The organism is Mycobacterium sp. E802 (assembly GCF_001666875.1).
GTDB lineage: Bacteria > Actinomycetota > Actinomycetes > Mycobacteriales > Mycobacteriaceae > Mycobacterium.
Map to the genome: position 1 here is coordinate 28,820 of NZ_LZJD01000002.1, position 22,696 is coordinate 51,515.

At 66.7% G+C, this 22,696-nt stretch carries 20 protein-coding genes; 9 read left to right on the forward strand and 11 right to left on the reverse strand.

Annotation, left to right across the window (positions count from 1 at the left end; translation table 11 throughout):
• Nucleotides 1-10: 10 nt before the first annotated feature.
• From A5699_RS00195 to A5699_RS00210, 4 genes are read right to left on the reverse strand one after another with little or no spacing between them, the layout of a single operon-like run.
• Nucleotides 11-241, reverse strand: coding sequence for a hypothetical protein (locus A5699_RS00195; RefSeq protein WP_067763679.1), 231 nt, complete (start codon nt 239-241; stop codon nt 11-13).
• The gene (locus A5699_RS00200) at nt 238-1,077 is read right to left on the reverse strand and encodes an FAD-dependent oxidoreductase (RefSeq protein ID WP_067763683.1); all 840 of its coding nucleotides are present in this window, start codon (nt 1,075-1,077) and stop codon (nt 238-240) included. Before A5699_RS00200 ends, A5699_RS00195 begins: the two co-directional genes overlap by 4 nt.
• On the reverse strand, nt 1,074-2,531 hold the full coding sequence (locus A5699_RS00205; RefSeq protein ID WP_067763770.1) for an NAD(P)/FAD-dependent oxidoreductase: 1,458 nt from the start codon (nt 2,529-2,531) through the stop codon (nt 1,074-1,076). The genes A5699_RS00200 and A5699_RS00205 overlap by 4 nt, the downstream gene beginning before the upstream one ends.
• A complete protein-coding gene (locus tag A5699_RS00210; RefSeq protein WP_231965511.1) occupies nt 2,531-4,093 on the reverse strand; it encodes an FGGY family carbohydrate kinase in 1,563 nt (520 codons plus the stop codon). Before A5699_RS00210 ends, A5699_RS00205 begins: the two co-directional genes overlap by 1 nt.
• A 102-nt stretch (nt 4,094-4,195) precedes the next feature.
• Here A5699_RS00210 and A5699_RS00215 point away from each other — a divergent pair, with 102 nt between their 5' ends.
• Both A5699_RS00215 and A5699_RS00220 read left to right on the forward strand, forming a co-directional pair.
• On the forward strand, nt 4,196-4,993 hold the full coding sequence (locus A5699_RS00215) for a DeoR/GlpR family DNA-binding transcription regulator (RefSeq protein WP_067763686.1): 798 nt from the start codon (nt 4,196-4,198) through the stop codon (nt 4,991-4,993).
• 24 nt (nt 4,994-5,017) lie between these two features.
• Nucleotides 5,018-5,395 (forward strand): ATPase, encoded by a 378-nt coding sequence (locus A5699_RS00220; RefSeq protein WP_067763689.1) that lies wholly within the window; start codon nt 5,018-5,020, stop codon nt 5,393-5,395.
• Nucleotides 5,396-5,412: 17 nt separating this feature from the next.
• On the opposite strand, the gene ppc is transcribed toward A5699_RS00220, so the two are convergent.
• Nucleotides 5,413-8,220 (reverse strand): phosphoenolpyruvate carboxylase, encoded by a 2,808-nt coding sequence (gene ppc, locus A5699_RS00225; protein WP_067763776.1) that lies wholly within the window; start codon nt 8,218-8,220, stop codon nt 5,413-5,415.
• A gap of 207 nt (nt 8,221-8,427) precedes the next feature.
• Between ppc and A5699_RS00230 the strand changes: the two genes are divergently transcribed.
• From A5699_RS00230 to deoC, 7 genes are read left to right on the forward strand one after another with little or no spacing between them, the layout of a single operon-like run.
• On the forward strand, nt 8,428-9,414 hold the full coding sequence (locus A5699_RS00230; RefSeq protein ID WP_231965512.1) for a substrate-binding domain-containing protein: 987 nt from the start codon (nt 8,428-8,430) through the stop codon (nt 9,412-9,414).
• A 49-nt stretch (nt 9,415-9,463) separates the two neighbouring features.
• A complete protein-coding gene (locus A5699_RS00235; RefSeq protein WP_067763694.1) occupies nt 9,464-10,555 on the forward strand; it encodes a galactitol-1-phosphate 5-dehydrogenase in 1,092 nt (363 codons plus the stop codon).
• A 4-nt stretch (nt 10,556-10,559) separates the two neighbouring features.
• Nucleotides 10,560-12,113, forward strand: a complete 1,554-nt coding sequence (locus A5699_RS00240; RefSeq protein WP_067763697.1) for a ribulokinase — start codon at nt 10,560-10,562, stop codon at nt 12,111-12,113.
• Nucleotides 12,113-13,075 (forward strand): sugar-binding transcriptional regulator, encoded by a 963-nt coding sequence (locus tag A5699_RS00245; RefSeq protein ID WP_067763700.1) that lies wholly within the window; start codon nt 12,113-12,115, stop codon nt 13,073-13,075. Before A5699_RS00240 ends, A5699_RS00245 begins: the two co-directional genes overlap by 1 nt.
• Nucleotides 13,065-14,573 carry a sugar ABC transporter ATP-binding protein gene (locus tag A5699_RS00250; RefSeq protein ID WP_067763703.1) on the forward strand — a complete coding sequence of 503 codons (1,509 nt, stop codon included), beginning with the start codon at nt 13,065-13,067 and terminating at the stop codon, nt 14,571-14,573. The genes A5699_RS00245 and A5699_RS00250 overlap by 11 nt, the downstream gene beginning before the upstream one ends.
• A complete protein-coding gene (locus A5699_RS00255) occupies nt 14,566-15,573 on the forward strand; it encodes an ABC transporter permease (RefSeq protein ID WP_067763706.1) in 1,008 nt (335 codons plus the stop codon). Before A5699_RS00250 ends, A5699_RS00255 begins: the two co-directional genes overlap by 8 nt.
• A 29-nt stretch (nt 15,574-15,602) precedes the next feature.
• Nucleotides 15,603-16,319 carry a deoxyribose-phosphate aldolase gene (deoC, locus tag A5699_RS00260; protein WP_067763709.1) on the forward strand — a complete coding sequence of 239 codons (717 nt, stop codon included), beginning with the start codon at nt 15,603-15,605 and terminating at the stop codon, nt 16,317-16,319.
• Between the two features lie 75 nt (nt 16,320-16,394).
• Here deoC and secG read toward each other — a convergent pair whose 3' ends face one another.
• The 6 genes from secG to A5699_RS00290 form a co-directional block, all read right to left on the reverse strand.
• Complete coding sequence (gene secG / locus A5699_RS00265) at nt 16,395-16,628, reverse strand: preprotein translocase subunit SecG (protein WP_067763712.1); 234 nt, start codon at nt 16,626-16,628, stop codon at nt 16,395-16,397.
• Nucleotides 16,629-16,671: 43 nt separating this feature from the next.
• Entirely contained in the window at nt 16,672-17,457 is a 786-nt protein-coding gene (gene tpiA / locus A5699_RS29725; protein ID WP_067763715.1) for a triose-phosphate isomerase, read from the reverse strand.
• Between the two features lie 3 nt (nt 17,458-17,460).
• Nucleotides 17,461-18,687 carry a phosphoglycerate kinase gene (gene pgk, locus A5699_RS29730; protein ID WP_067763718.1) on the reverse strand — a complete coding sequence of 409 codons (1,227 nt, stop codon included), beginning with the start codon at nt 18,685-18,687 and terminating at the stop codon, nt 17,461-17,463.
• A 5-nt stretch (nt 18,688-18,692) separates the two neighbouring features.
• Entirely contained in the window at nt 18,693-19,715 is a 1,023-nt protein-coding gene (gene gap / locus A5699_RS00280; RefSeq protein WP_067763721.1) for a type I glyceraldehyde-3-phosphate dehydrogenase, read from the reverse strand.
• An 87-nt stretch (nt 19,716-19,802) separates the two neighbouring features.
• Complete coding sequence (locus A5699_RS00285) at nt 19,803-20,795, reverse strand: phospholipase D-like domain-containing protein (protein ID WP_067763724.1); 993 nt, start codon at nt 20,793-20,795, stop codon at nt 19,803-19,805.
• Complete coding sequence (locus tag A5699_RS00290; RefSeq protein ID WP_067763726.1) at nt 20,792-22,567, reverse strand: ABC transporter ATP-binding protein; 1,776 nt, start codon at nt 22,565-22,567, stop codon at nt 20,792-20,794. The genes A5699_RS00285 and A5699_RS00290 overlap by 4 nt, the downstream gene beginning before the upstream one ends.
• Between the last annotated feature and the right edge of the window lie 129 nt (nt 22,568-22,696).

Sequence of the window (22,696 nt, forward strand, 5' to 3'; positions counted from 1 at the left end):
GGAGTGGGGTCTAGTGGTTGAGCTGCTTGCGATTTCGGTACCGGCGGGCCCCGACGGTGAGGGCGGCGCCGAGCGCAGCGGCCGCCATACCGCCACGGATCGCCGCGGGGATGTCGGAGACACCGACTTCGATGCGTGCCGGCCACGTCCCCATCCGGCCCTCGGCCACGATGCGCATGCCGTCGATCCGGATACGCTCGAAGGTGTAGGGGAATTCGCCGACGGGCGAGGTTACTTTCATCGGGGCAGTCCAATCCTGGGAAGCACGGGTATGTGGGTGTGGGGTGCGGCCCGGCCGACGGCGAGCGCGTGTCGGGCCGCCAACAGGCCGATCCGTGCGGAGCTGTCCGTGGTTTCGGGGTGTCGTTGGGCGAACACGGCAGGTTCGTCGTCCAGGACGGCACCGTCGATGTTCCGGTACGCCACGGCCGGACCGGCCAGGATCAAGCAGTCGCAGACCACCTGCTCGACGGCCGGCGCGGATTCGACGGTGACCCCGGTGATCCTCGGCATCCCATGGGTCGCGGTGACCCTGGCATCCGGCAGCAGCGTCACGCTCGGGTGTGCGGGCCGGGCCGCGGCACCGACCCATACGATCGAGGCGTGGTCCTGCTGCGCCGTCATCAGCGCGATGCACTCGGCCGCCCAGTCCGAGTCGCCGACAACGACGACGTGATGACCCAGATCGACCTGTTGTTGGAGCAGGTGTAGCGCCAGCGTGGCCGGTACCACTCCGGCGCAACGGTTTCCGTCGATCCGTAGTTCGGCGCGGGTAGGAGGCCGGTGACCGGTGGCGACGACGAGCGCGTCGGCAGCGGCGATCCCGCCTCCTTCGCCGACGGCCAGCAGCCGATCACCTTCCCATCGGACCACCTGGGTGCCCGCGGCGAATCGGACGCCGCCGCGCCGCGCCTGACGTACCAGGGCGTGGTGTTCGCCGTCCTCCCAGTGTTCACCGCCGGGAACCGGCAGCCGCTCGTAGACGGTGACCTCGGCCGACGACGCCAGGTTCACGGCACAGTGCAGGCCGGCCAGACCCGAGCCGGCGATGGCGATGCGGGGTCGGACAGTGCTCATCGGGCATCGGTCTCCCACTGCGATCCGGGTTCGCCTTGGCGAACCTCACCAGGTTGTTCTCCGGTGGCTGCGGACAGGATGAAGCTGACGCCCACCGCGCAGTACGCGCCCTGACACCGGCCGGCGGTCGCCCTGGTGCGTTTACGTATTCCGTCGACGGATGTCGCGGGCACCGGCCCCCGGCATTCCGCGGCGATCTCGGCTGCGGTCACGTGCTCGCACGCGCACACCACCATGGGGTGTTGATCCGGGGCAGCACCGGGTGCGCTCACGAAGCTGCCGGCCGCAGTGTCGGTGTCCAGCTCAGCCAACCGATCGAGTACCGGAATCGATTCGGTAACTCGGCTTTTGGGCTTGAGCGCCAGGATTTCGGCGGAAACGAGGTTCGCCACATAACGCGCGACCTCCGGAGCCGCAGAGACGCCGGTGGAGCGGATTCCCGCGGCATGCACCAGGTTCGGCACCTTCGGGGACACCTCGAGCCGGTAGGTGCGGTCACTGGCCGGACGCAGACCGGAAAACACCTTGGTCACGTGTCTGCGGCGGATACCGGGCGGCAGTAGCCGTCTGGCCCGTTCCCACACCTGATCGAGGGTGTCCCCGTCCGTGGCCTTGTCCGCACGATCCTGTCCGTCCACCGCGGTGGGCCCCACCAGGACGGTCCGGTTCGTGGTGGGCACCGCGTAGATTCCCCGGGTATGCGGCGTGGGTGCGGTGCACATGATCTTGGGTACCGAATGCCCCACCGCGCGGTCGAGCAGCATGAACTGACCTTTGCGGGGCCACATCGTAAACGGCTCCGCGGCAGCCGCTTCGGTGATCAGATCCGCGTTCACCCCGGCGGCGTTGACGACCGCGCCGACGGCATATGCGCCGGAGGAGGTCACGACATGGCTGATCTCCCCCGATGCGTGATGCCAGAATCCGGTGACCGGTGTCGAGCGGCGCAGCTCGACCCCGTTGAGCACAGCCAGTTTCGCCAAACCGATCGTCAGCCGGATCGGATCGATGATCCCCTCGGCCGGCACGTGGAGCGCCTTGGTGGCAGCGGGTGCCGCGGTCTGCGCCAACTGGCGCAGAGCGGCACCGTCGACCATCTCGACGTCGATGCCGGCTTCGCCGGCTTGAGCGGCAAGGAGATTCAGCGATTCACTGTCCTCGTCGTCAAACGCCAGGGACAACGCGCCGATTCGGGAAAACGGTACGTCCAGGGCGCGGCACAACTCTTCCCAGTGCGGGCTGGTCTGCCGGATCAGGCCGGATTCCAGGCTTCCCGGCGGCATGTCGTATCCGCTGCAGGCGATGGCGGAGTTGGCCTTGCTGGCACCTTCGGCAACATCATGGGCCGCCTCGAACCACACGACCCGCACCGAGTTCCGGGACAGCTCGGCGGCGATCGCCGCACCGATCACCCCGGCCCCAATCACCGCAATGTCGTAGTGCTGTGTACCCATCACTTCCGATCACCGTCCTGCCCCCGGGCAGCCTGGTTCAATACCGGTGGGTCGAGAGCCCTTGTCGCCCCGATGAACTCGTTCCACCGGGCGCGCTCGACGGTGCGGTATCGGTCCCTCAGCTTCGGTTCCACGGTGTGGGTGAACCTGGCCCGCGCGGCCAGGCCGGCCAAGTCGAGTTCACCGGCACCGATCGCCGCCAGCCCGGCCGCGCCCGCGGCGGTGTTGTCGTGATGATCGGCGATGGCGATCGGCCGGCCGCACAGATCTGCTTGTCGTTGCATCAGCGCCGCGTTGACGCTCAGTCCTCCGTCGGCGCGCAGCCCGGCGACGGCGCCGAGTTCGGCGTCGACGGCATCGACCACGTCGGCAACCCGGTGGGCGATCCCGTCGAGCACGGCGAAGGCGAGGTCGTGCCGATCGGTGGATGCCCGGAGCCCGGCGAACACGCCTGCGGCATCGGCACGCCACCACGGCGCGCCGATCCCGGTGAAACTCGGTGAGAACAACGGATGTTCCATCCGCAGGTCGAAATCCGCCGCCGCCGCGCAGGCCGCGGCGAGCTCACCCACGTGCGAAGCATCGTCGGCGAGGCCAAGCCCGACCAGCCAGTCCACGGCCGTCGCGGCGCTGAACACCCCACCTTCGACCGCCCATGCCTTCGGCTCCCCTGGAATGGCCCACGCGTAGGTCGGCATCAGACCGTGGCCGGGCCGCCGCGGGCTCGGACCGACGTTCGCGTCGATGAAACACCCGGTGCCATAGGTGATTTTCGTGTCGCCGGGAGAGACGGCGCCGAGGGCGGCCATCGCGGCCAGTTGATCGGTGGCGCTGGCGTACAGCGGCGCGCCCAGTGTGGTCGGCAGCGGTTCGTCGAAGACGGTGTTGACCATCCACGGCAGCAGATCGAGATCGATGCCGAATGCCGCAGCGCAGTCCTGGTCGAACTGCAGCTGATCGAGATCCATCAACTGCGTTCGGCTACCCGTCGACGGATCGGTGACGAAGGCGCCCCCGGCCAGCCGGAACATGAAAAACGCGTCGAGCGTTCCGATCGCAAGTGTTCCCGCTGCGGCCGCAGCGGCCACCTCGGGCACGTTGCGTAACGTCCAGGCGATCTTGGCCGCCGAGTAGTACGGGTCCAGCTGCAGACCGGTGACCTGTGCGATTCGCGTGGCGGCTGCCGTGCCGAGCATCGGCTCGACAACCGCACCGGCACGGCGGTCTGACCACAGAATTGCCTTCGAGAGCGGTTCACCGGTACGCCGGTCGAAGGCGATGATCGATTCGCCCTGATTCGCCAGGCCGATGCCGCCCAGTTCCGCCCCGGCCACCGAGGCCAGTGCCTCGCGCAGCGTCTCCTCGATCGCCGCGACCAACGCATTGCCGTCCTGCTCGTCCCAGCCCGGGAACGGATGGGTGGTCGAGGACTGGCGACGGGCCGTGGCCACGCAATTGCCGGCGTCGTCGTAGAGGTTGGTCCGGGTACTCGTGGTGCCCTGGTCGATCCCGGCCCACACCCGGGTCACCGGACCGCGGGGCGTCAACGGCTTGACTGGCAACAAAAACCTCCGCTGCGTGCGATAACAAGAAGAGATCGAATCACAATCGATCAACTACATCAATAGTGTGATCGAAATTGATTCTCAGTACAGTGTTGGGCTGTGCCGGAACAACATGCCGAGGAGCGTCACGCGCACCTGCTCGACCTGCTGTCGCGTCAACCGTTCGCGTCTCTGGAAGACATGCAGCGTGCGACAGGGGCGAGCACGCCGACGATCCGGCGAGACCTCTCGGCCCTCGAGCGACGCGGCCTCGTCAAACGGGTGCGCGGTGGCGCGTCGCTGGCGGCGGCGTCGAGCACCCTCGACGAGGCCTTCGATCTGCGGCGGCGGCGCAACGCCCGGGACAAGGGCGCGATCGCGGTGGCCGCCGCCGCCATGGTGAAGCCTCGCTCGTCGCTCCTGCTCAACGACGGCAGCACCACCCTGGCGCTGGCCGAGGAACTCGCCTCCGGAGCCCAACCGCTGTGGATGGCCACCTCCGGGCTCAACATCGGAGAGCGGCTCGCGAGTGTGCCCTCGTTCGAGGTACACGTGATCGGGGGTTCCCTGCGTGCCTCGTCGTTCGGCACCAGCGGTCCGCTGGCAACCGCGGCGATCGCCCAATTACGTGTGGACATCGCGTTTCTCGGTTGCGACGGGCTCGATCTCGACATGGGCGTTCGGTTCAACAGCCTGCCCGACGCCGAGATCGCCTCGGCGATGGCCCGACAGGGACGACGCGTGGCGATCCTCGCCGACGCCGCCAAGGTCGGACAGAGCGCGATCGCCGGATCGCTGGCCTGGACCGACGTCGACGTGTTGGTCACCAACCACCTCGACGACGCCTGGCGCGAGCATCTGCACGACGCGGGAGTCGAGACCATCGAATGTGATCCGCACGTTGTGACCGACAGGTGAGACCCGCACGCCATACTGTGTGACATGGCAGACAAAGGCGACGGCCGCGCCCGCCCGGCCTCGGGACGGCAGCGGATTCGGACACTGACGCAGGCCGCGCTCAACGCTGACATGACGGTGGAACAGGTCGACACCCTGCTCACCGACCTCAGCAATACCCTGGTCGATCTCAACAAGTCGACCGGAGGTCTGGATGCCACCCTCGATCGGTTCAACGACACCATCACCCGGATCGACGAACTCGCGCCTCGGCTGATCGGTGTGGTCGACCGCCTGGAAGCCATCGTGGACCGCGTCGAGGCGATCGTCGGTATCGGCGAGGCGGTGATGTCGCCGCTGGCCGCGACGGAGAACGCGGTTCGCGGGATGGTCAACCGAATCCGCGCGAGCGCCCACCTGTAATCTCCCGAGATGTCGGCTCAGCCGCTGTTACGAAGTGCGGTGGCCAATCCGCTCATGGTGAGCAGGATTCCGCGCTGCACCAACTCGTCGGCGTCACCCGCGCGGTATCGGCGCAGCAACTCGACCTGCAGATGATTGAGCGGTTCGAGATACGGGAACCGGTTGAACACCGAGCGCGCCAGGGCCGGGTTGTCGGCCAGCAGATCCTCCTGACCGGTGATGAGTTTGTACGTCGCGATCGTGCGGCCGTGCTCGGCCACGATCTTGTCGAACACCCTGGCCCGCAGTTCTTCGTCGGCCACCAGTTCCGAATACCGGGCGGCCAAGCCAAGATCCGACTTCGCCATCACCTGCGCCATGTTCGACAGCACGGTGCGGAAGAACGGCCACCGGGCGTAGAGATCCTGCAGGACCGCCAGCCGGGACTCGTCGCCACCGATCCACTGCTCGAACGCGGTGCCGGTGCCGTACCAACCCGGCAACATCACCCGGGACTGGCTCCAGGCCAGGACCCACGGGATGGCCCGCAGGTCGGCGATCGACGTGGTCGGCTTGCGGGAGCTGGGCCGGCTGCCGATGTTGAGCGCCCCGATCTCGCTGACCGGGGTCGACGCCTGAAAGTATTCGACGAATCCCGGTGTCTCGTGGACCAGTTCGGCATACGCCCGCCGGCCGAGGGCCGCCAGCTCGTCGAGCACCCGGTAGGCCGGCTCGGCATCATCCCCCAGCCCCTCGACGTCGAGCAGGGTGGATTCGAGCGTCGCGGCCAACAACGTCTCGAGGTTGCGGTGGGCGATCCGCGGTTCGGCGTATTTGGCGGCGATCACCTCGCCCTGTTCGGTGATCCGCAACGAACCCTGCACCGCTCCGGGCGGCTGAGCCAGGATCGCGTCATAGCTGGGCCCGCCGCCGCGGCCGACGGTGCCGCCTCGACCGTGAAAGAGCCGCAACCTGATCCCGGTCCGGCGGGCCGCCTCCACGAGATCCAGTTCGGCCCGGTACAGCGCCCAGTTCGCCGCCAGATAGCCGCCATCTTTGTTGGAGTCCGAATACCCCAGCATCACCTCCTGATGCCGAGCACGCGCGGTGACGATGCTGCGGTACACCGGGAGCTCCAGCGCCGCCTCAAGGATCGACGCTCCCCGCTGGAGATCGTCGATGGTTTCGAAGAGCGGCACGATGCCGACGGGCGCGAACACGTGTCCGCCGTGAGCCGCCCCCAAAACATCGAGCAGGCCGGCCTCTTTCAGTAGCACCGCGGCCTCAAGCAGATCCGAAACCGACTGACACATCGAGATGATGTAGTTGGGCACGGCTTGGGCTCCGAACACGCTGACCGCCCGGGCCGCGGCGGCCACGATGTCGAGTTCCTTGCGGGCCAGCTCAGACAGCTCGGCACCGTCTCCGATCAGCGGTCGGCGAGTGGCGATCTCACCGGCGAGTATTTCCACCCGCCGGGACTCCGGCAGCGAGGCGTAATCGGGATGCACACCGGCCCAGGCCAACAGCTCGGCGACCACCTGCTCGTGCACCTCGGAGTTCTGCCGCATGTCCAGGCCACACAGGTGGAATCCGAAGACCCGCACGGCTTCTCGCAGCCGGGCCATCCGATCGTCGGCCAGTATCGCACTGCCGCTGACACGCAGTGACGCGTCGACGGTGTCGAGATCGGCCAGGAATTCCTCCGGGGTGCGGTAGGCATCAAGCCCCAGATCCAGTTCGTGTTCGGGCTGCTCGTCGAGGACCTCTCGACCGGTGGCGGTCAGCCGGGCATGGATCACCCGCAGCGCCCGCCGGTAGGGCTCGTCGGCTCGGGCCGGCTCATGGCAGGAATCGGCCAGCGCCATCAGCCCGTCAGTGACCGCGACCAGCCGCCCCGACATCGACAGTTCTTCTTCCAGAGCGGTGATCTCGGCGAAGTAGTGCGCAAAGGCCACATGGGCGGCCCGGCCGGTGGCCAGCCGCACCACGGCCGCGTCCACGTTCGGATTGCCGTCCCGGTCACCGCCGATCCAGCTTCCCGGTCTCAGGATCGGTTGTTCCAGTAGATGCGCATCGGGCCAGCGGGCCTGCAACGCCGTCCGCACCGCGGCGTTGACCTGTGGGATCACCTCGAAGAACGCCGCTGGGTAATAGCGCAGGCCGGTTTCGATCTCGTCGGAGATCTTGAGCCGGGACAGCCGTACGAGCGCGGTCTGCCACAGCGTGAGGATGTGGCGGCGCAACTCGACCTCGATATCACGGCCGTCGGGAGTGTGGGTCTGCCCGTGCAGACGCAGCCGCATCAGCTCGGTGACCCGGTGCTGGGTGTCGAACACGGTGCGGCGCCGGGTTTCGGTGGGGTGAGCGGTGATCACCGGAGCCACCAGAGCGCCGCTCAACGCGGCGGCCACCGCCGGCCCGTCGAGGTCGGCCGAATCGAGCTTGCGGTACGTCGCGGCCAGGCTGCTGTCCTGCGGCGGCTCGCCGGCTGCTTCGTGGACGGCCCGGCGGCGCTCCCGGTGGATGTCCTCGGCGACGTTGGCCAGTAGCGCGAAGTGGGTGAAGGCCCGGATCACCGGGATGGCCCGGCGAACGTCGATGCCGGAGAACAGATCCGCCAGCTCGGAACGATCGATCTCCGATCGGCGGACCCGGAACGATTCCACGCGAGCGCGCTCGACCAGGTCGAAGACCTCAGCACCGTTCTGCTCGCGCACGGTGTCCCCGAGGATTGCGCCGAGCAACCGGATGTCCTCACGCATCGGCTCGGTGGCCTCACGGCCGACGGGCGTGCGGTGTACCGATCCGATCGGCTCGAGTGCGACATCACTGGAGTCAGCCATGCGGTCCAGTATCGGCGGACCGCCGACGAGCCGCACGTCTCACGCCGCACCAATGCCGAAAAACCGCTGCTCACGCGGGTCGGACGGCCAGCGACTGCTCATATGAGCAAAGTTATGCGCATATGTTGACGCGGCTACATCTTGGTTCCTAACGTGATGGACGTCATGCGCGGGCCCCGTCACGATCGCGCACAGCTAGGAGGAACAGTGAGACTCGCAAAAGCCCTCTCCGGAATCGCGCTCGGCGCCGCAATGGCGATGGCCTCGACCGGCTGCTCGGTACCCGGCGACAACTCCGCCGGAAGCACCAACACGGTAGTCGACGGGCCCGTGAAGATCGGCTTCAGTCAGGCGACCCAGCAGAGCCCGTTCTACGTCGGGCTCACCGATGCGGCCCGGGGGCAGGCCGAATCCCAGGGACACGAATTCTTCTACGCCGACGCCAACGGCGATGTGACCAAACAGAACAACGATGTCCAGGACCTGATCACGCGCGGGGTCAACGTGCTGGTGATCAACCCCGTCGACCCCAAGGGCGTGACGCCGTCGCTGGTCGCCGCCGAGGCGGCCGGCATCGAGGTCGTCACCGTGGATCGGCCGGTCGAGAAGGGGGCGGCGACGTTTGTCGGCCGCGACAACAAGGCCATGGGCGAGCTGGTCGGCAAGGCCGCCGTCGACACACTGGGCCCGGCGGGCGGCAAGATCATCCAGATCCAGGGCGACGCCGGCGGCGCGGTGGCCCGTGACCGCGGCGACGGTTTCAAGGCCGCGGTGGCGGCGCAGCCCAACATCACCGTGGTGGACGGGCCGTATGCCGACTACACCCGCTCCAAGGCCGTCACCGCGATGCAGGATCTGCTGCAGGCGCACCCCGACCTCAAGGGTGTCTACGCCCAGAACGACGACATGGCCCTGGGCGCCCTACAGGTCCTCACCGAGAACAACCGCACCGACGTCAAGGTTTTCGGGGTCGACGGCCTCATGGAAGCGGTACGCGCCATAGCCACCGGCGACCAGTACATCGCCACCGCACTCAACGACCCCACCGCCGAGGGACAACTGGCCATCGATACCGCGGTCAAGGTGGCCCGCGGTGAGTCCGTGCCGGAATTCGTCGACGCCGGAACGAGTTTGGTGAACAAGGCCAACGCGGCCTCACTCGAGGGCACGTCGACTTTCGCCCGGGCCGAATAAGCCGGGCAACCCCGCGTCACCCACCACAACACACGAGGAGACAGCTTCGATGACAACCGAGGCCCCCGCCCCGACCACCCTGTCGGCGTCCCCGAGCCTGCCCGACACCATGACCGCGGCCGTGATGTACGCGCCGGGCGACATCCGGGTGGAGTCCGCACCGGTACCCAGACCCGGACCCGGTGAGGTACTGCTGAAAGTCGCCGCCTGCGGCGTCTGCGGTTCCGACATCCCCAGGATGCTGCGCAACGGCGGATACGTCATGCCCATCATCTGCGGACACGAGTTCTCCGGTTGGGTGACCGAACTCGGCTCCGACGTCGAGGGATTCGACGTTGGCGAACTGGTGTCGGTGCCCCCGCTCATCCCCTGCCGCGGTTGCGAATTCTGCGCCAAGGGCGCGTTCGGACTGTGCGAGAACTACGACTATTTCGGCAGCCGATCCGACGGCGCGTACGCGCAGTACGTGGTCAGCCCGGTCGGCAATCTGCTGAAGCTACCGGCGGGCATCGATCCCCGCGCCGCGGCGATGCTCGACCCTGCCGCCATCGCCCTGCACGGGCTGTGGAAGACCGACCTGCGGGCCGGTCACCGCGTCCTGGTGATCGGCGCCGGCCCGATCGGGCTCTTCGCCGTGCAATGGGCGAAGCTGCACGGTGCCGGCCAGATCGTCGCGGTCGACCTCAGCGAGGAAAAGGCGGCGATGGTGCGGGAGGCCGGTGCCACGCACGCCGTGCAGAACGTCGAGGAGGCCCGCGCCCTGGGCGGTCGCGGTTTCGACATCGTGCTCGAGTCCGCGGGTGTGCCCGCGACGGCCGACATGGCAGCGAATCTCACCGGCCCGCACGGGCACGCCGTGTTCGTCGGCATCCCGCACGCACCGGTGACGCTGGAGAAGGACACCTTCAACCAGTTCATGCGACTCGAAACCAGCCTGCACGGTTCGTGGAACTCCTTCTCGGCGCCGTTCCCCGGTGACGAGTGGCGCACCTCGGCCCAGATGATGGCCGAAGGAAAACTCAAGTGGGAGTTCATGATCACCCACGAACTGCCGCTATCGGCCCTCCCGGACATGATGCAACAACTCGGCGACCGCTCGATCTTCTCGTCAAAAGTGCTGTTCCTGCCCAACAAGGACTGAACCCATGGGAATCCTTCTGACGATCGACCTCGGCACCGAGGGCGCCCGCATCGGCGCCTTCACCGAGGACGGCACCCCGCTGGGCACGGCCCATCGCCCCTACTCGACCAACCACCCCAGGCCGGGTTGGGCCGAGCAGGACCCGCGGGACTGGTGGGCCGCCGTCACCGCCGCGACCCGTCAGCTACTCGATACCGACGGTTGCCGAGCGGCCGGCCACGTCATCTCGATCGCCGCCTCGACCACGGCCTCGACGGTGGCGATCGTTGACGCGGACGGCACGCCACTACGTCCGGCGATCCTGTGGATGGACGCACGCGGGGCTGCCGAATCCGAGCGGACCGCACAACTGAGCCGCCAACATCCGATCCTGGAGTGGTCGGGCGGATCCGATGCCGCCGAATGGCTTCTGCCCAAAGCGATGTGGCTCAAGAAGAATGATCCCGAGAGCTACCGTTCGGCGGCCCGCATCGTCGAAGCCGTCGACTACCTCACCTTCCGGCTGACCGGCCGCTGGGTGGGGTCGCAGATGAACGCAGTCTGCAAATACAACTACGACGCGATCGCCGGGCGATTCCCGGTAGACCTGTACGCCGCATTGGGTATGGACGATCTCGTCGCCAAGTTGCCGGACGACATCGTCCCGGTCGGCGGGGTCGCCGGCACCCTCAGCGACAGCGCGGCCGCTGATCTCGGTATCACGAACACCGCGGTCGTCGCCGTCGGCGGCATCGACGCACACGTCTCCCTGCTGGCCTGTGGCGGCACGACGGACGGGTTGGTGTCCATCGTGTCCGGCACGTCCTCGGCCATCGTCACCGAGATCGATCAGCCGACCACCTCCAACGAGGTCTGGGGCCCCTACCCAAACGCGTTGTCCCACAACAGGTGGCTCGTCGAAGGCGGACAGGTGACCAGCGGTTCGGTCCTCAAATGGACCGGTGAATCCATCATGGGTGTCCCCCGCGACGACTTGGCCGGGCTGATCGAGCAGGCCACCGCAGTCGACCCGGCCGGCCACGGGTTGCGCGCCCTCGACTACTTCATGGGTAACCGCACGCCACACCGCGAGGCCCGGCTGCGCGGCGCGGTGATCGGACTGACCCTCGGCACCACCAAGGCCGAGCTCTACCGGGCCATGGTGGAGGCGGTGGCCTGCGGAACCCGCAGCGTCATCGACTCTTTCGAACGGTCCGGGGTGCCCTGTACCCGCCTGGTCTTCTCCGGCGGCATCGAACGAAACTCCTTGTGGCAGCAGGTCACCATCGACATGCTCGGCCGGCCCGCCGAACTGGTGATCGGCGAGAATCTCACCCTGCGGGCCTGCGCGGTGATCGCCGCGACCGCCGCCGGGATCGTGCCCAGCCTCGGTGCGGGTTCTCGATTGTTCGCCCCCAAGGTTCGACTCCTGGAACCCGACTCGAAACGGACCGCCGTCTACGAGCAGACGTTCGCTGACTACCAGCGGCTGACCGCAGCATTGCGCCCGATCATGTGCGACACCGCCGACGGCGACGCCGGGCCTGTGGGCGGCGGCCCGCTTCGGGTGGTGCGCTGATGAGCGCCGCTGCCGATCGCAGCCACACCGATCTGCTGCTCTATGTCGCCCAGTGCTATTACGAGCAGGGCCGCACCCAGGAAGACATCGGCGCCGAACTGCACCTGACCCGATGGAAGGTGGGCCGGCTGCTCGACGAGGCGCGCACCGTCGGCCTCGTACAGATCAAGATCGTGCACCCGCAGGCCCGGCGCGCCGACCTCGAAGTGGAGATGCGCAGCCGGTTCGGTTTGCGCGAGTGCGTGGTGGTCCCGGGCCCGGACACCCGTGACGAGTCCGGTGCGCACGTGGCGACCGCCGCGGCCACCTACCTGAAGACGAACGCCTCGTGGATCACCACCTTGGCGGTGTCGTGGGGCAACACCCTGCAGCAGATCGCCGCGGTGCTGCCGAGCGGATGGACCAGCGGAATCGAGGTGATCCAGGCCAACGGCGGCGTCAGCCGATCAGTGCATCCCACGAAGGCCGCCAACATTGTGACCAGCATCGCCCACAGCGGCAACGGCCGCGCCACGCTGCTGCCGGTGCCGGCCATCGTCGAGCGGATCGAAACCCGCGACGCCCTCTACGCGGAGGGTTTCGTGCAGGACGTCCTGACCCGGGCCCGCACGGCGGACGCGCTGCTGTTCTCGCTCGGGGCGCTGGGCGCGACGTCGGTGTTGGTGGAGTCCGGCGCGGTCACCCCCGGCGAACTGACGCTGCTCGAATCGGCCGGAGCCTGCGGTGATGCTCTCGCCCACTACATCACGGCAACCGGTGAGCTCGCCTATCCCGATATCGACCGCCGCACAGTCGGTCTCAGCCTCGACGATGTCAGAAATACCCACTGCGCGATCGCGGTGGCCGCCGGGTCCCACAAGGTCCCGGTCGTCAACGGCGCGCTGAGCAGTGGGCTGTGCTCGGTACTGATCACCGATGAACCAACGGCCCGAGCCGTGCTGGAGCAACGACATGACACCTAGCCCCGAGCGCACCATCGCGCTGCGTATGCAGGACATCGTGAAGACCTTCCCGGGCACCAAAGCCTGCGCCGGTGCCACCCTCGAGGTGGCCCGCGGCGAAGTGCACTGTCTGCTCGGTGAGAACGGCGCCGGCAAGAGCACCCTGATGAAGATCCTTTCCGGTTCCTACACACCAGATTCCGGAACGATCGTCATCGACGGAGAAGAAGTCTCGTTCGACTCCCCCATCGATGGCGTCCGAGCCGGAATCAACACCATTTACCAGGAACTGGATCTCGTGCCGGACATGACCGTGGCACAGAATCTGTTCCTGGGGCACGAACCGGGGCGCGGGCCGTTCATCGCCCGCCGGGAACGCGATCGCCGGGCGGCAGCAGCGATCGCACGCGTCGGCGGCAGCTTCGCACCATCGGATGTCGTCGCCAACCTGTCGGTCTCCGACCAGCAGCTCACCGCAATCGCCAAGGCGCTCACCACCGATGCCCGGATCGTCGTCATGGACGAACCGAGCGCCACGCTCACCGACCACGATCTGGCCGAGGTGTTCCGGGTGATCCGAGAGCTCACCGCCGCGGGCAAGTCGGTGATCTACATTTCCCACCGGCTCGACGAGGTGAAGGCGATCGGTGACCGTGCCACCGTCATGCGGGACGGGGCCACCGTCGGCGTGTTCGACATCGCCACGGTCACCAAAGACGAACTCGTCGAGGCGATGATCGGCCGTGGCCTGCAGCCTCAGTCGCCTCGGCAGCCACGCCCGGACGGCGCCAAAGCCGATCTGCTCGAGGTTCGCCGTGCCACCATTCCGGGATTGATCGACGTATCAGGCATCCGGGTCCGACGCGGCGAGATCATCGGCCTGGCCGGGCTGGGCGGGGCAGGCCGTTCCACCCTGTTGGCCACCCTCTTCGGCGACCGCACCGCCACGCTCGACATGACCATGGCGGGTGCCCGAATCAGCCGGCTGTCCCCTCGTGACGCCGTCCGGGCCGGGATCGGCCTGGTGCCCGAGGACCGCAAGAGCCAGGGCCTGTTCTTGGAACAGTCGATCCTGCGCAACGCCGGCATCGCGGCGCTCGCGCCGTTCGGCGTCAACCCGCTCAAGGCCGCGAGGACCCTGTGCCTGCCGCCGCTGCAGCGGCTCGGAGTCAAGTTCGCCGACGTCGATCAACCGGTCGGCCAGCTCTCGGGCGGCAATCAGCAGAAGGTGGTGCTGGCCAAGTGGATGGCCCGCGGGATCGACCTGCTGTTGCTCGACGAGCCCACCCGGGGTCTGGACATCGGCGCGAAAGCCGATCTGTTCGAACAGGTTCAGGCCCTGGCCGAGTCCGGCGTCGGGGTGGTGATGGCCTCGAGTGAGATGAGCGAGCTCACCGAGAACTGCGACCTGATCTGGGTCATGCACGAAGGCCGGAACATCGCCGCCTTCGACCCGAGAACAACACCGGCGGCGGACATCGCCCGCTGCGTCGTCACAGGAAGAACCGACAATGACTGATCTACTTCAGGGATCCACCCCAGCGGCCGCGGAAGGTCGGGCCGTCACCACGCGCACCCGCCGGCAGAACATCATCGTGCGGTTCAATCTGCTGTTCATCTTCATCGCGCTGTTCGTCGTGGCCGCCGTCACCGCGCCGCAATTCCTCACCTCGCAGAACCTCGCGAACCTGCTGCAGCAATCCAGCCTGACCGGCATCGTGGCAATCGGTATGACGGTGGTGATCCTGACGGCCGGCATCGACCTGTCGGTGGGAAGCGTGGCCGCGCTGTCGGGCATGCTGGTGGCCATCCTGATCGGCTTCGGTATCGCCTGGCCGGTGGCCACGGTGCTGGCCATCGGCAGCGGGCTGGTACTCGGCGGGGTCATGGGCGGATTGAGTGCCTACCTGGCGCTGCCGGCCTTCATGGTGACCCTGGCCGGGATGCAGAGCATCCGGGGCCTGACGTTCCTCACCACCAACGGCACCCCGACCACGGCCGAGATTCCGGTGGGGCTGCGGTTCCTCGGCGCGGGGTCGGTGGCCGGGATCCCGGTGGTCGGGCTGATCTTCGTGGCCACCACCGTCATCGTCGGACTGGTGCTGCGCCGTACCACCTTCGGCGAACACATCTACGCCGTCGGCAGCAACGCCAAAGCGGCCCGGCTGTCGGGTCTTCCGGTGCAGCGCATCACCACGGCGGCATACGTGATCTCCGGCGGGCTGGCCGCGCTGAGCGGGGTGCTGCTGACCGCGCGGCTGACGATCGGGCAACCCACCGCCCACACCGGCCTGGAGTTGGATGCCATCGCCGCGGTGGTGTTGGGTGGAACCAGTCTGTTCGGTGGAAAGGGCGGCGTGATGGGCACATTCATCGCCGTGTTGCTGCTCTCGGTGCTGCGCAACCTGTTCAACCTGCTGGGGTTGAGTTCGTTCTTCCAGATGCTGGTGACCGGCCTCATCCTGATCGCGGCGCTGGTCATGAACTATGTGCTCGACCGCCAGACCAAGACTGCCTGAAACCCGACAACGGAAAGGATCCGAATCCGATGACCACGCCACCGACGCCGACCGAGGTCGCCGCGATGATCGACCACACCCTACTCAAGCCGGAGGCCACGGCCGCCGATGTGGCTGCGCTGATCGCCGAGGCCGTGGCGTTGGGCACCTATTCGGTGTGCGTGTCGCCGTCGATGCTGCCGATCGAGGTGCCGTCTGATTCCGACCTCAAAGTGGCTGCGGTATGCGGCTTTCCGAGCGGAAAACACACCTCGGCGGTGAAGGCTGCCGAGGCGGCCGAGGCGGTGCGCAACGGGGCCGACGAGATCGACATGGTGATCGACATCGGTGCGGCAAAGGAAGGTGCGTTCGATCGGGTCGAGGCCGACATCGCCGCGGTGCGGGCCGCGGTGCCCGCGCCGACAGTGCTGAAGGTGATCATCGAGTCGGCTGCGCTGACCGACGCCGAGATCGTCGGAGTGTGCGGTGCGGCCGCCACAGCGGGCGCCGACTTCGTCAAGACGTCCACGGGCTTTCACCCGGCCGGCGGGGCCAGCGTGCACGCGGTCGACCTGATGTACCGCACCGTCCGCGACAGCGGGCTCGCGGTCAAAGCCTCCGGTGGGGTGCGCACCCTGGAACAGGCCCGGGCCATGATCGTCGCCGGGGCCACCCGTCTCGGGGTGTCGGGCACGCGCACGCTGCTGGACTCTGACACGAGCCCCGACAACAACGCCGACAACAACCAGCAAGCCTCCGGCTACTGAGCCACCGGACAGGAAAAAGGACGCCGCCCCGGTTTCACACCGGGGCGGCGTCCTTTTGGTGCCTGACGGAACTGCTCAGCCGTACTTGATCAGCAGCGCGACGCCGATGATCGAGACCAGCCAGATACCGGTGACGAACAGCGTCAACCGGTCGAGGTTCTTCTCCACCACCGTGGAGCCGGACAAGCTGGACTGCACACCGCCACCGAACAGGGTGGACAGACCGCCACCTTTTGCGCGATGCAGCAGTACCAGGAGCACGACCAGCACACTGGTCACGACCAGGGTGATCTGCAGGGCCAATTCCATGCCGTAAAGACTACCGGGTGAACCGTCGGACGCCCGCCGCGGGTTACGGCAGCGGCCCGCCCGCGGCGATCGCCGACAGCGTCGCGAACTGCTCACCGTCGAGCGACGCGCCGCCGACCAGTGCTCCGTCCACATCGCCCTGCGCGACGATCTCACCGACGTTCTTGGCGTTGACCGACCCGCCGTAGAGCACCCGGACACCCGCCGCGAGCTGAGGCGACGACAGGTTACCCAGCTCTGCGCGGATGGCCTTGCAGACCTCCTGGGCGTCGGCGGCGCTGGCCACCCGCCCGGTGCCGATCGCCCACACGGGCTCATAGGCGATGACGGCCTGACCGATCTGTTCCTTGCTCAGGCCGGCCAGGGAGCCGCGCAACGAGTTCACATTGAACTCGACATGGTTGCCGGCCTCACGCACCTCGAGTTGCTCGCCGATACAGATGATCGGGGTGATGCCGTGCTTGAACGCCGCGGCGGCCTTGGCGGCCACGGTCTCGTCGGTTTCGCCGTGGTACGTGCGCCGCTCGGAGTGCCCCACCACCACGAAGCTGCAACCGAGCTTGGACAGGAACGCCCCGCTGATCTCACCGGTGTAGGCGCCCGAATCGTGCTTCGACAGGTCCTGGGCGCCATAGGTCAGCCGCAGCTTGTCGCCGTCGACCAGGGTCTGCACGCTGCGCAGGTCGGTGAACGGTGGGATGACGGTCACGTCCACCTTGTCGAAGTACTTGTCCGGCAAGGCGAATGCGATCTTCTGTACCAGCGCGATGGCCTCGAAATGGTTGAGGTTCATCTTCCAGTTGCCGGCGATCAGCGGCTTACGGGCCATATGTCAGGACTCCAGGATTTCGATGCCGGGCAGGGATTTGCCCTCAAGGTATTCCAGCGACGCCCCGCCGCCGGTCGAGATATGTGAGAAACCGTCCTCGGCCAGACCGAGCTGACGCACCGCAGCCGCCGAGTCACCCCCGCCGACGACGCTGAACGCGCCCTTGGCGGTGGCACCGATGATCGCCTCGGCCACGCCTTTGGTGCCCGCCGAGAACGCGGGAAACTCGAACACACCCACGGGACCGTTCCAGAACACGGTCTTGGCGTTGGACAGCAGGGCGGTGAAACGCTTGACCGACTCCGGACCGATGTCCAGGCCCATCTTGCCGTCGGGGATACGGTCGGAGGCCACGGTCTCCGGTTCGGCATCCGCGGCGAACCTGTCGGCCACCACGATGTCGACGGGAAGGTGGATGACGTCGGCGTACTTCTCGAGGAGTTCCTTGCAGGTGTCGATCATCTCCTCCTGCAACAGCGAGGTTCCAACCGAAACACCTTGGGCAGCAAGGAAAGTGAAGCACATGCCGCCGCCGATGATCAGGCTGTCGGCCTTGGTGGCGAGGTTCTCGATGACCGCGAGCTTGTCGGACACCTTCGACCCACCCAGCACCACTGCGTACGGTCGCTCGGTGGAGCTGGTCAACTGCTCGAGCACCTTGACCTCGGCGTCGACCAGCGTGCCTGCGTAATGCGGCAGCAGGGTGGCCACGTCGTACACCGAGGCCTGCTTGCGGTGCACCACGCCGAAGCCGTCGGAGACGAAGGCACCCGGTGAGCCGTCGGCACCTTCGACCAGCGCGGCCAGCGCCTTGGCCAGCGCCAACCGCTCGGCGTCGTCCTTGCTGGTCTCACGCGGGTCGAAGCGGATGTTCTCCAGCAGCAGGATGTCACCGTCGGTCAAGCCCTCGGCGCGGGCCAGCGCATCGGTGCCGACCACATCGCCGGCCAGCTGCACGTGGCGTCCGAGCTTCTCCCCCAGCGCCGCGGCCACCGGGGCCAGCGACAGCTTCGGATCCGGAGTGCCCTTGGGACGGCCCAGGTGCGCGGTCACGACGACCTTGGCGCCGGCCTCGGCCAGGGCTTTGAGGGTGGGTACCGACGCGATGATGCGACCGGGGTCGGTGATGTTGCCCTCGTCATCGAGGGGGACGTTGAGGTCGGAGCGCACCAGTACGCCCCGCCCTTCCAGGCCCACGGACAACAGGTCAGTGAGTGTCTTGACAGTCATTGGTATTAGAGCGACTTCCCTACGAGTGCGACCAGATCGGCGAGGCGGTTCGAGTATCCCCATTCGTTGTCATACCAGGAGACGACCTTGGCCTGGTTGTCGATGACCTTGGTCAGACCCGAGTCGAAGATCGAGCTGTGCGGGTCGGTGACGATGTCGCTCGACACGATCGGCGCCTCGTAGTACTTCATGATTCCCTTCATCGGTCCTTCTGCTGCGGCCTTCATCGCGGCGTTGATCTCGTCGGCGGACGCCGACTTGGCCAGCTCGGCGGTCAGATCGGTGACCGAACCCGTGGGGATCGGCACGCGCAGGGCATAGCCGTCGAGCTTGCCTTTCAGTTCAGGTAAGACGAGGCCGATTGCTTTTGCGGCACCGGTGGAGGTCGGCACGATGTTCAGCGCGGCAGCGCGGGCGCGGCGCAGATCCTTGTGCGGGCCGTCCTGCAGGTTCTGGTCCTGGGTGTAGGCGTGGATGGTGGTCATCAGGCCCTTGACGATTCCGAACTCGTCATTGAGCACCTTGGCCAGCGGGCCGAGGCAGTTGGTGGTGCAGGAGGCGTTGGAGATGATGTTCTGGCTGCCGTCGTACTTGTCGTCGTTGACGCCCAACACGATGGTGATGTCCTCGTCGGTGGCCGGCGCCGAGATGACGACCTTCTTGGCGCCCGCGTCCAGGTGGCCCTGGGCCTTGTCACGTTTGGTGAAGATGCCGGTCGACTCGACGACCACGTCGACTCCGAGGTCGCCCCATGGCAGGGCCGCGGGACCTTCCTTGATCGCGAGGGCCTTGATCGACTTGTCGCCGATGACGATCGTGTCTTCGCCTTCGAGGCTGACGTCCTGCGGGAGGCGGCCGAGGATCGAATCGAACTTCAACAGGTGAGCCAGGGTGGCGTTGTCGGTGAGGTCGTTGACTGCCACGATCTCGATGTCGGTGTTCTTGCCCTCGGCTTGCTGTGTCGCCAGGGCCCGATAGAAGTTGCGTCCGATGCGGCCGAAGCCGTTAACGCCTACCCGGATCGTCACGTGATTCTCCCTACAGTTGCCGTTAACTGAACTGCCCGTCGCCAGCCTAGTAGCGTCAAAGCCTTGCCGCGCGGTCCGGTCAGTGCATCAGATTTCGCGGTCGTGTAGGGCCAGTTGGTCGAGTTCGTGCGGATCCTGGCCGACGAGATCGGCGATCAGGCCCTCGTCAGAGAGGTCCATCGGCGCGGAATGTTTCCAGTCGTGGTGGGCCACCTCGTTCAGTCGTTTGAGGATGTGGTGATCGGTGACTTCGATGGCCAACTCGCGACGATGATCGAAGCTGCCCGGGGAGAAGTTGATCGAGCCGACAATCGCCCGCTCGTGGTCGGCCAGGATCATTTTGGCGTGCAGCTTCATGTGCTTGAGCCGGTGGATTTTGATGCCGACGTCGTCCAAGATGCGCATCCCACTGACTCCTTCGAGCAGCTTGCCCGCCTTGAGGTGGTGGGGCGCCCGGGCCATGACGTGCACCTTGACGCCCCGATGCGCCGCCCGCACGAGGCGCTCGATGATCACCGGGTCCTGATAACGCTCGTTCTGCACGAACAGGGTGTGCTCGGCGCGGTCGATGAACTCGGCGATGCGATGCCGCCCGTTGGACGGACACCAGATCAGGTGGGCTCCGCCGCCGGGGTTGAAATCCTGACGCGCCCAATCCGCTTCGAAGCAGTCGATGATCTCGGCGACCTCGTAGGCACTGGGGGTCACCACTGCGTAATCGCGTGTCACCGTGAAGTTCTCGTCGGTCCAGTTCAATGATTCGACGAAGGCGTACTCGTCGTCGACGACCATGGACTTCTCGTGTGTCAGGTCGAAGGCGGGGTTGCTCTGGCGGACCTCGATACCGAACTGCTGCAACATTTCTCGTGCAGCGTCGTTGTCGGTCTCCCCATCGCGCCGCTCGGGATTGAGCATGACCTTGACGTCCACGCCGCGCCGGTGGGCGGCCACCACCGCCTCCAGCAGCGGCCGGTGGCTGAACGCGAACATCTTGATCCGCACGGAACGGGTGGATCCCCCGATCGCATCGATCACGGGCTTCGCCGAGTCGTCAGGCAGGATGATCAGCGAACGCGTCACGTTGTCTCGTCCTCGTATTGGATGCGGTGCAACTCGGCGTATCTGCCGCCGGCGGTGAGCAGTTCGGTGTGCGTGCCCTGCTCCATCACCCGGCCCTCCTCCAGCACGACGATCTTGTCGGCATCGCGAATCGTGCTGAGCCGGTGGGCGATCGTGATCACCGTGCGTCCGTTCATCAGACGCTGCAACGCCGACATCACCAGGTGCTCGGATTCGGCGTCGAGTGCCGCGGTCGGTTCGTCGAGAATGAGGATCGGGCTGTCACGGATGAGCGCACGGGCGATGCCGATGCGTTGACGTTGGCCGCCGGAGAGCGTCAACCCGCGCTCGCCCACCGGGCTGTCGTAGCCCAGGGGCATCTCGGAGATGAACTCATGGGCGTTGGCCAGTTTCGCCATCTCGATGATCTCGTCGTGATCGGCGTCGGGACGGCCGAAGGCGATGTTGTCTCGGATGGTGCCCCGGAACAGCACCGTGTCCTGCAGGACGTAGGCGATCTGGCGGCGAAGTTCGTGCAGTTTGTAGTCGCGCAGGTCGATCCCGTCGATCCGGACCGTGCCCGCGCTCGGATCGTAGAACCGCGGAATAAGGCTGACCAGACTGGATTTCCCGCTCCCGGTGTGTCCGACGACGCCGACGAGTTGGCCGGGCTGGACCTCGAACGTGACGTCGCGCAGCACGGGTGTCGCGCTGTCGTAACTGAATGCCACTCGCTCGAAGCTGATCGCTCCCGTGAGCTGCTCAGGCTCGATCGCGTCGGGTTTCTCCTGAACCGATGTCTCGGCGGTCAGCAGGGCGTTGACGCGGTCGACGCCGACGGAGGCCATGGCGATGGTGTTGGTGAGCTTGGCCAGGTCCTGGACCGGCTTGAAGAACGACGCCAGATAGGAGATGAACACGGTCAGTGTGCCCGCCGTCATCGCACCCGCGAGGATGAGCGCCGAACCCCGCCACAACACCACGGCGGTACAGGCGGCCACCACCACGCCGACGATCGGCGACACCACCGACTTCACCCGCCGGGCATTGAGTGCGGCATCCACGGCCTGCTGGCCGACGATCGCCAGTTGGCGTTCCTGCAACTCCTCGCGGTCGAACGCCTTGACCACGCGGATCGACTGCAGGCCCTCCTCGGCGACCGCGACAATGTCGGATTCCCGCTTGCGCACCTCATGTGTGGCGGCCTTGACGGCCTTGCGGATCCGCGAGACGAACAACAGTAGCAACGGCGCCACCGCGAGCGCGATGAGCGTGAAATCCCATTGCAGCCATAGCATCATGGCCAACATCCCGACAATGGTCAGCAGATCGGTCGCGATGCCCAGCGTGGAGGCCGACGCGAAGCCCTGGATGGTGTCGACGTCGTCGGTGAGCGTGCTCAGGATCGGCCCGACCCGGTGGGTGTCGAAATAGTTCAGCGACAACTGCTGCAGGTGGTGGTAGGCGCGGGTGCGCAGATCGTTGCCGATGCGCTGGCCGACGGTCTCGGTCAGATAATTGGCCACATAACTTGCCACCGCGGCGACGACCGCGATGACGAACACCATGATCGCGGCCAACCCGGCGATGTGCATCTTGCCTTCACCGCCGAGTAGCGGCTGCAGCAGACCGTGCAGCCAGCCGGGCAGCGGATGGTGGCCGACCACGCTGTCCAGCACGACCTTCAACGGCCACGGCGCGGCCAGTCCCGTGGCGATCTGTACCAGCAGCACCGCGAAGATCCCCGCGACCAGCAACCGATAGGGGCGGATCAGCTCAAGAATCAGTCTCATCGCGAGCGCCGCCTCGATTGTTGGTGTTGACGTCGAAGTTTGTCGCCACACCCTACAACGCCCCGGTGGCGCCGGCGCGACGCAATGGCGACATCCCGCTGGGTGTCGGCAACTACGCAGACCGATTCG

What these genes read in the sequence shown, in the direction of transcription:
- A5699_RS00195 (WP_067763679.1), bottom strand. Translation starts at nt 241, where the DNA reads ATGAAAGTAACCTCGCCCGTCGGCGAATTCCCCTACACCTTCGAGCGT.
- A5699_RS00200 (WP_067763683.1), bottom strand. Translation starts at nt 1,077, where the DNA reads ATGAGCACTGTCCGACCCCGCATCGCCATCGCCGGCTCGGGTCTGGCC.
- A5699_RS00205 (WP_067763770.1), bottom strand. Translation starts at nt 2,531, where the DNA reads ATGGGTACACAGCACTACGACATTGCGGTGATTGGGGCCGGGGTGATC.
- A5699_RS00220 (WP_067763689.1), top strand. Translation starts at nt 5,018, where the DNA reads ATGGCAGACAAAGGCGACGGCCGCGCCCGCCCGGCCTCGGGACGGCAG.
- ppc (WP_067763776.1), bottom strand. Translation starts at nt 8,220, where the DNA reads ATGGCTGACTCCAGTGATGTCGCACTCGAGCCGATCGGATCGGTACAC.
- A5699_RS00235 (WP_067763694.1), top strand. Translation starts at nt 9,464, where the DNA reads ATGACAACCGAGGCCCCCGCCCCGACCACCCTGTCGGCGTCCCCGAGC.
- A5699_RS00240 (WP_067763697.1), top strand. Translation starts at nt 10,560, where the DNA reads ATGGGAATCCTTCTGACGATCGACCTCGGCACCGAGGGCGCCCGCATC.
- A5699_RS00245 (WP_067763700.1), top strand. Translation starts at nt 12,113, where the DNA reads ATGAGCGCCGCTGCCGATCGCAGCCACACCGATCTGCTGCTCTATGTC.
- A5699_RS00250 (WP_067763703.1), top strand. Translation starts at nt 13,065, where the DNA reads ATGACACCTAGCCCCGAGCGCACCATCGCGCTGCGTATGCAGGACATC.
- A5699_RS00255 (WP_067763706.1), top strand. Translation starts at nt 14,566, where the DNA reads ATGACTGATCTACTTCAGGGATCCACCCCAGCGGCCGCGGAAGGTCGG.
- deoC (WP_067763709.1), top strand. Translation starts at nt 15,603, where the DNA reads ATGACCACGCCACCGACGCCGACCGAGGTCGCCGCGATGATCGACCAC.
- secG (WP_067763712.1), bottom strand. Translation starts at nt 16,628, where the DNA reads ATGGAATTGGCCCTGCAGATCACCCTGGTCGTGACCAGTGTGCTGGTC.
- tpiA (WP_067763715.1), bottom strand. Translation starts at nt 17,457, where the DNA reads ATGGCCCGTAAGCCGCTGATCGCCGGCAACTGGAAGATGAACCTCAAC.
- pgk (WP_067763718.1), bottom strand. Translation starts at nt 18,687, where the DNA reads ATGACTGTCAAGACACTCACTGACCTGTTGTCCGTGGGCCTGGAAGGG.
- A5699_RS00290 (WP_067763726.1), bottom strand. Translation starts at nt 22,567, where the DNA reads ATGAGACTGATTCTTGAGCTGATCCGCCCCTATCGGTTGCTGGTCGCG.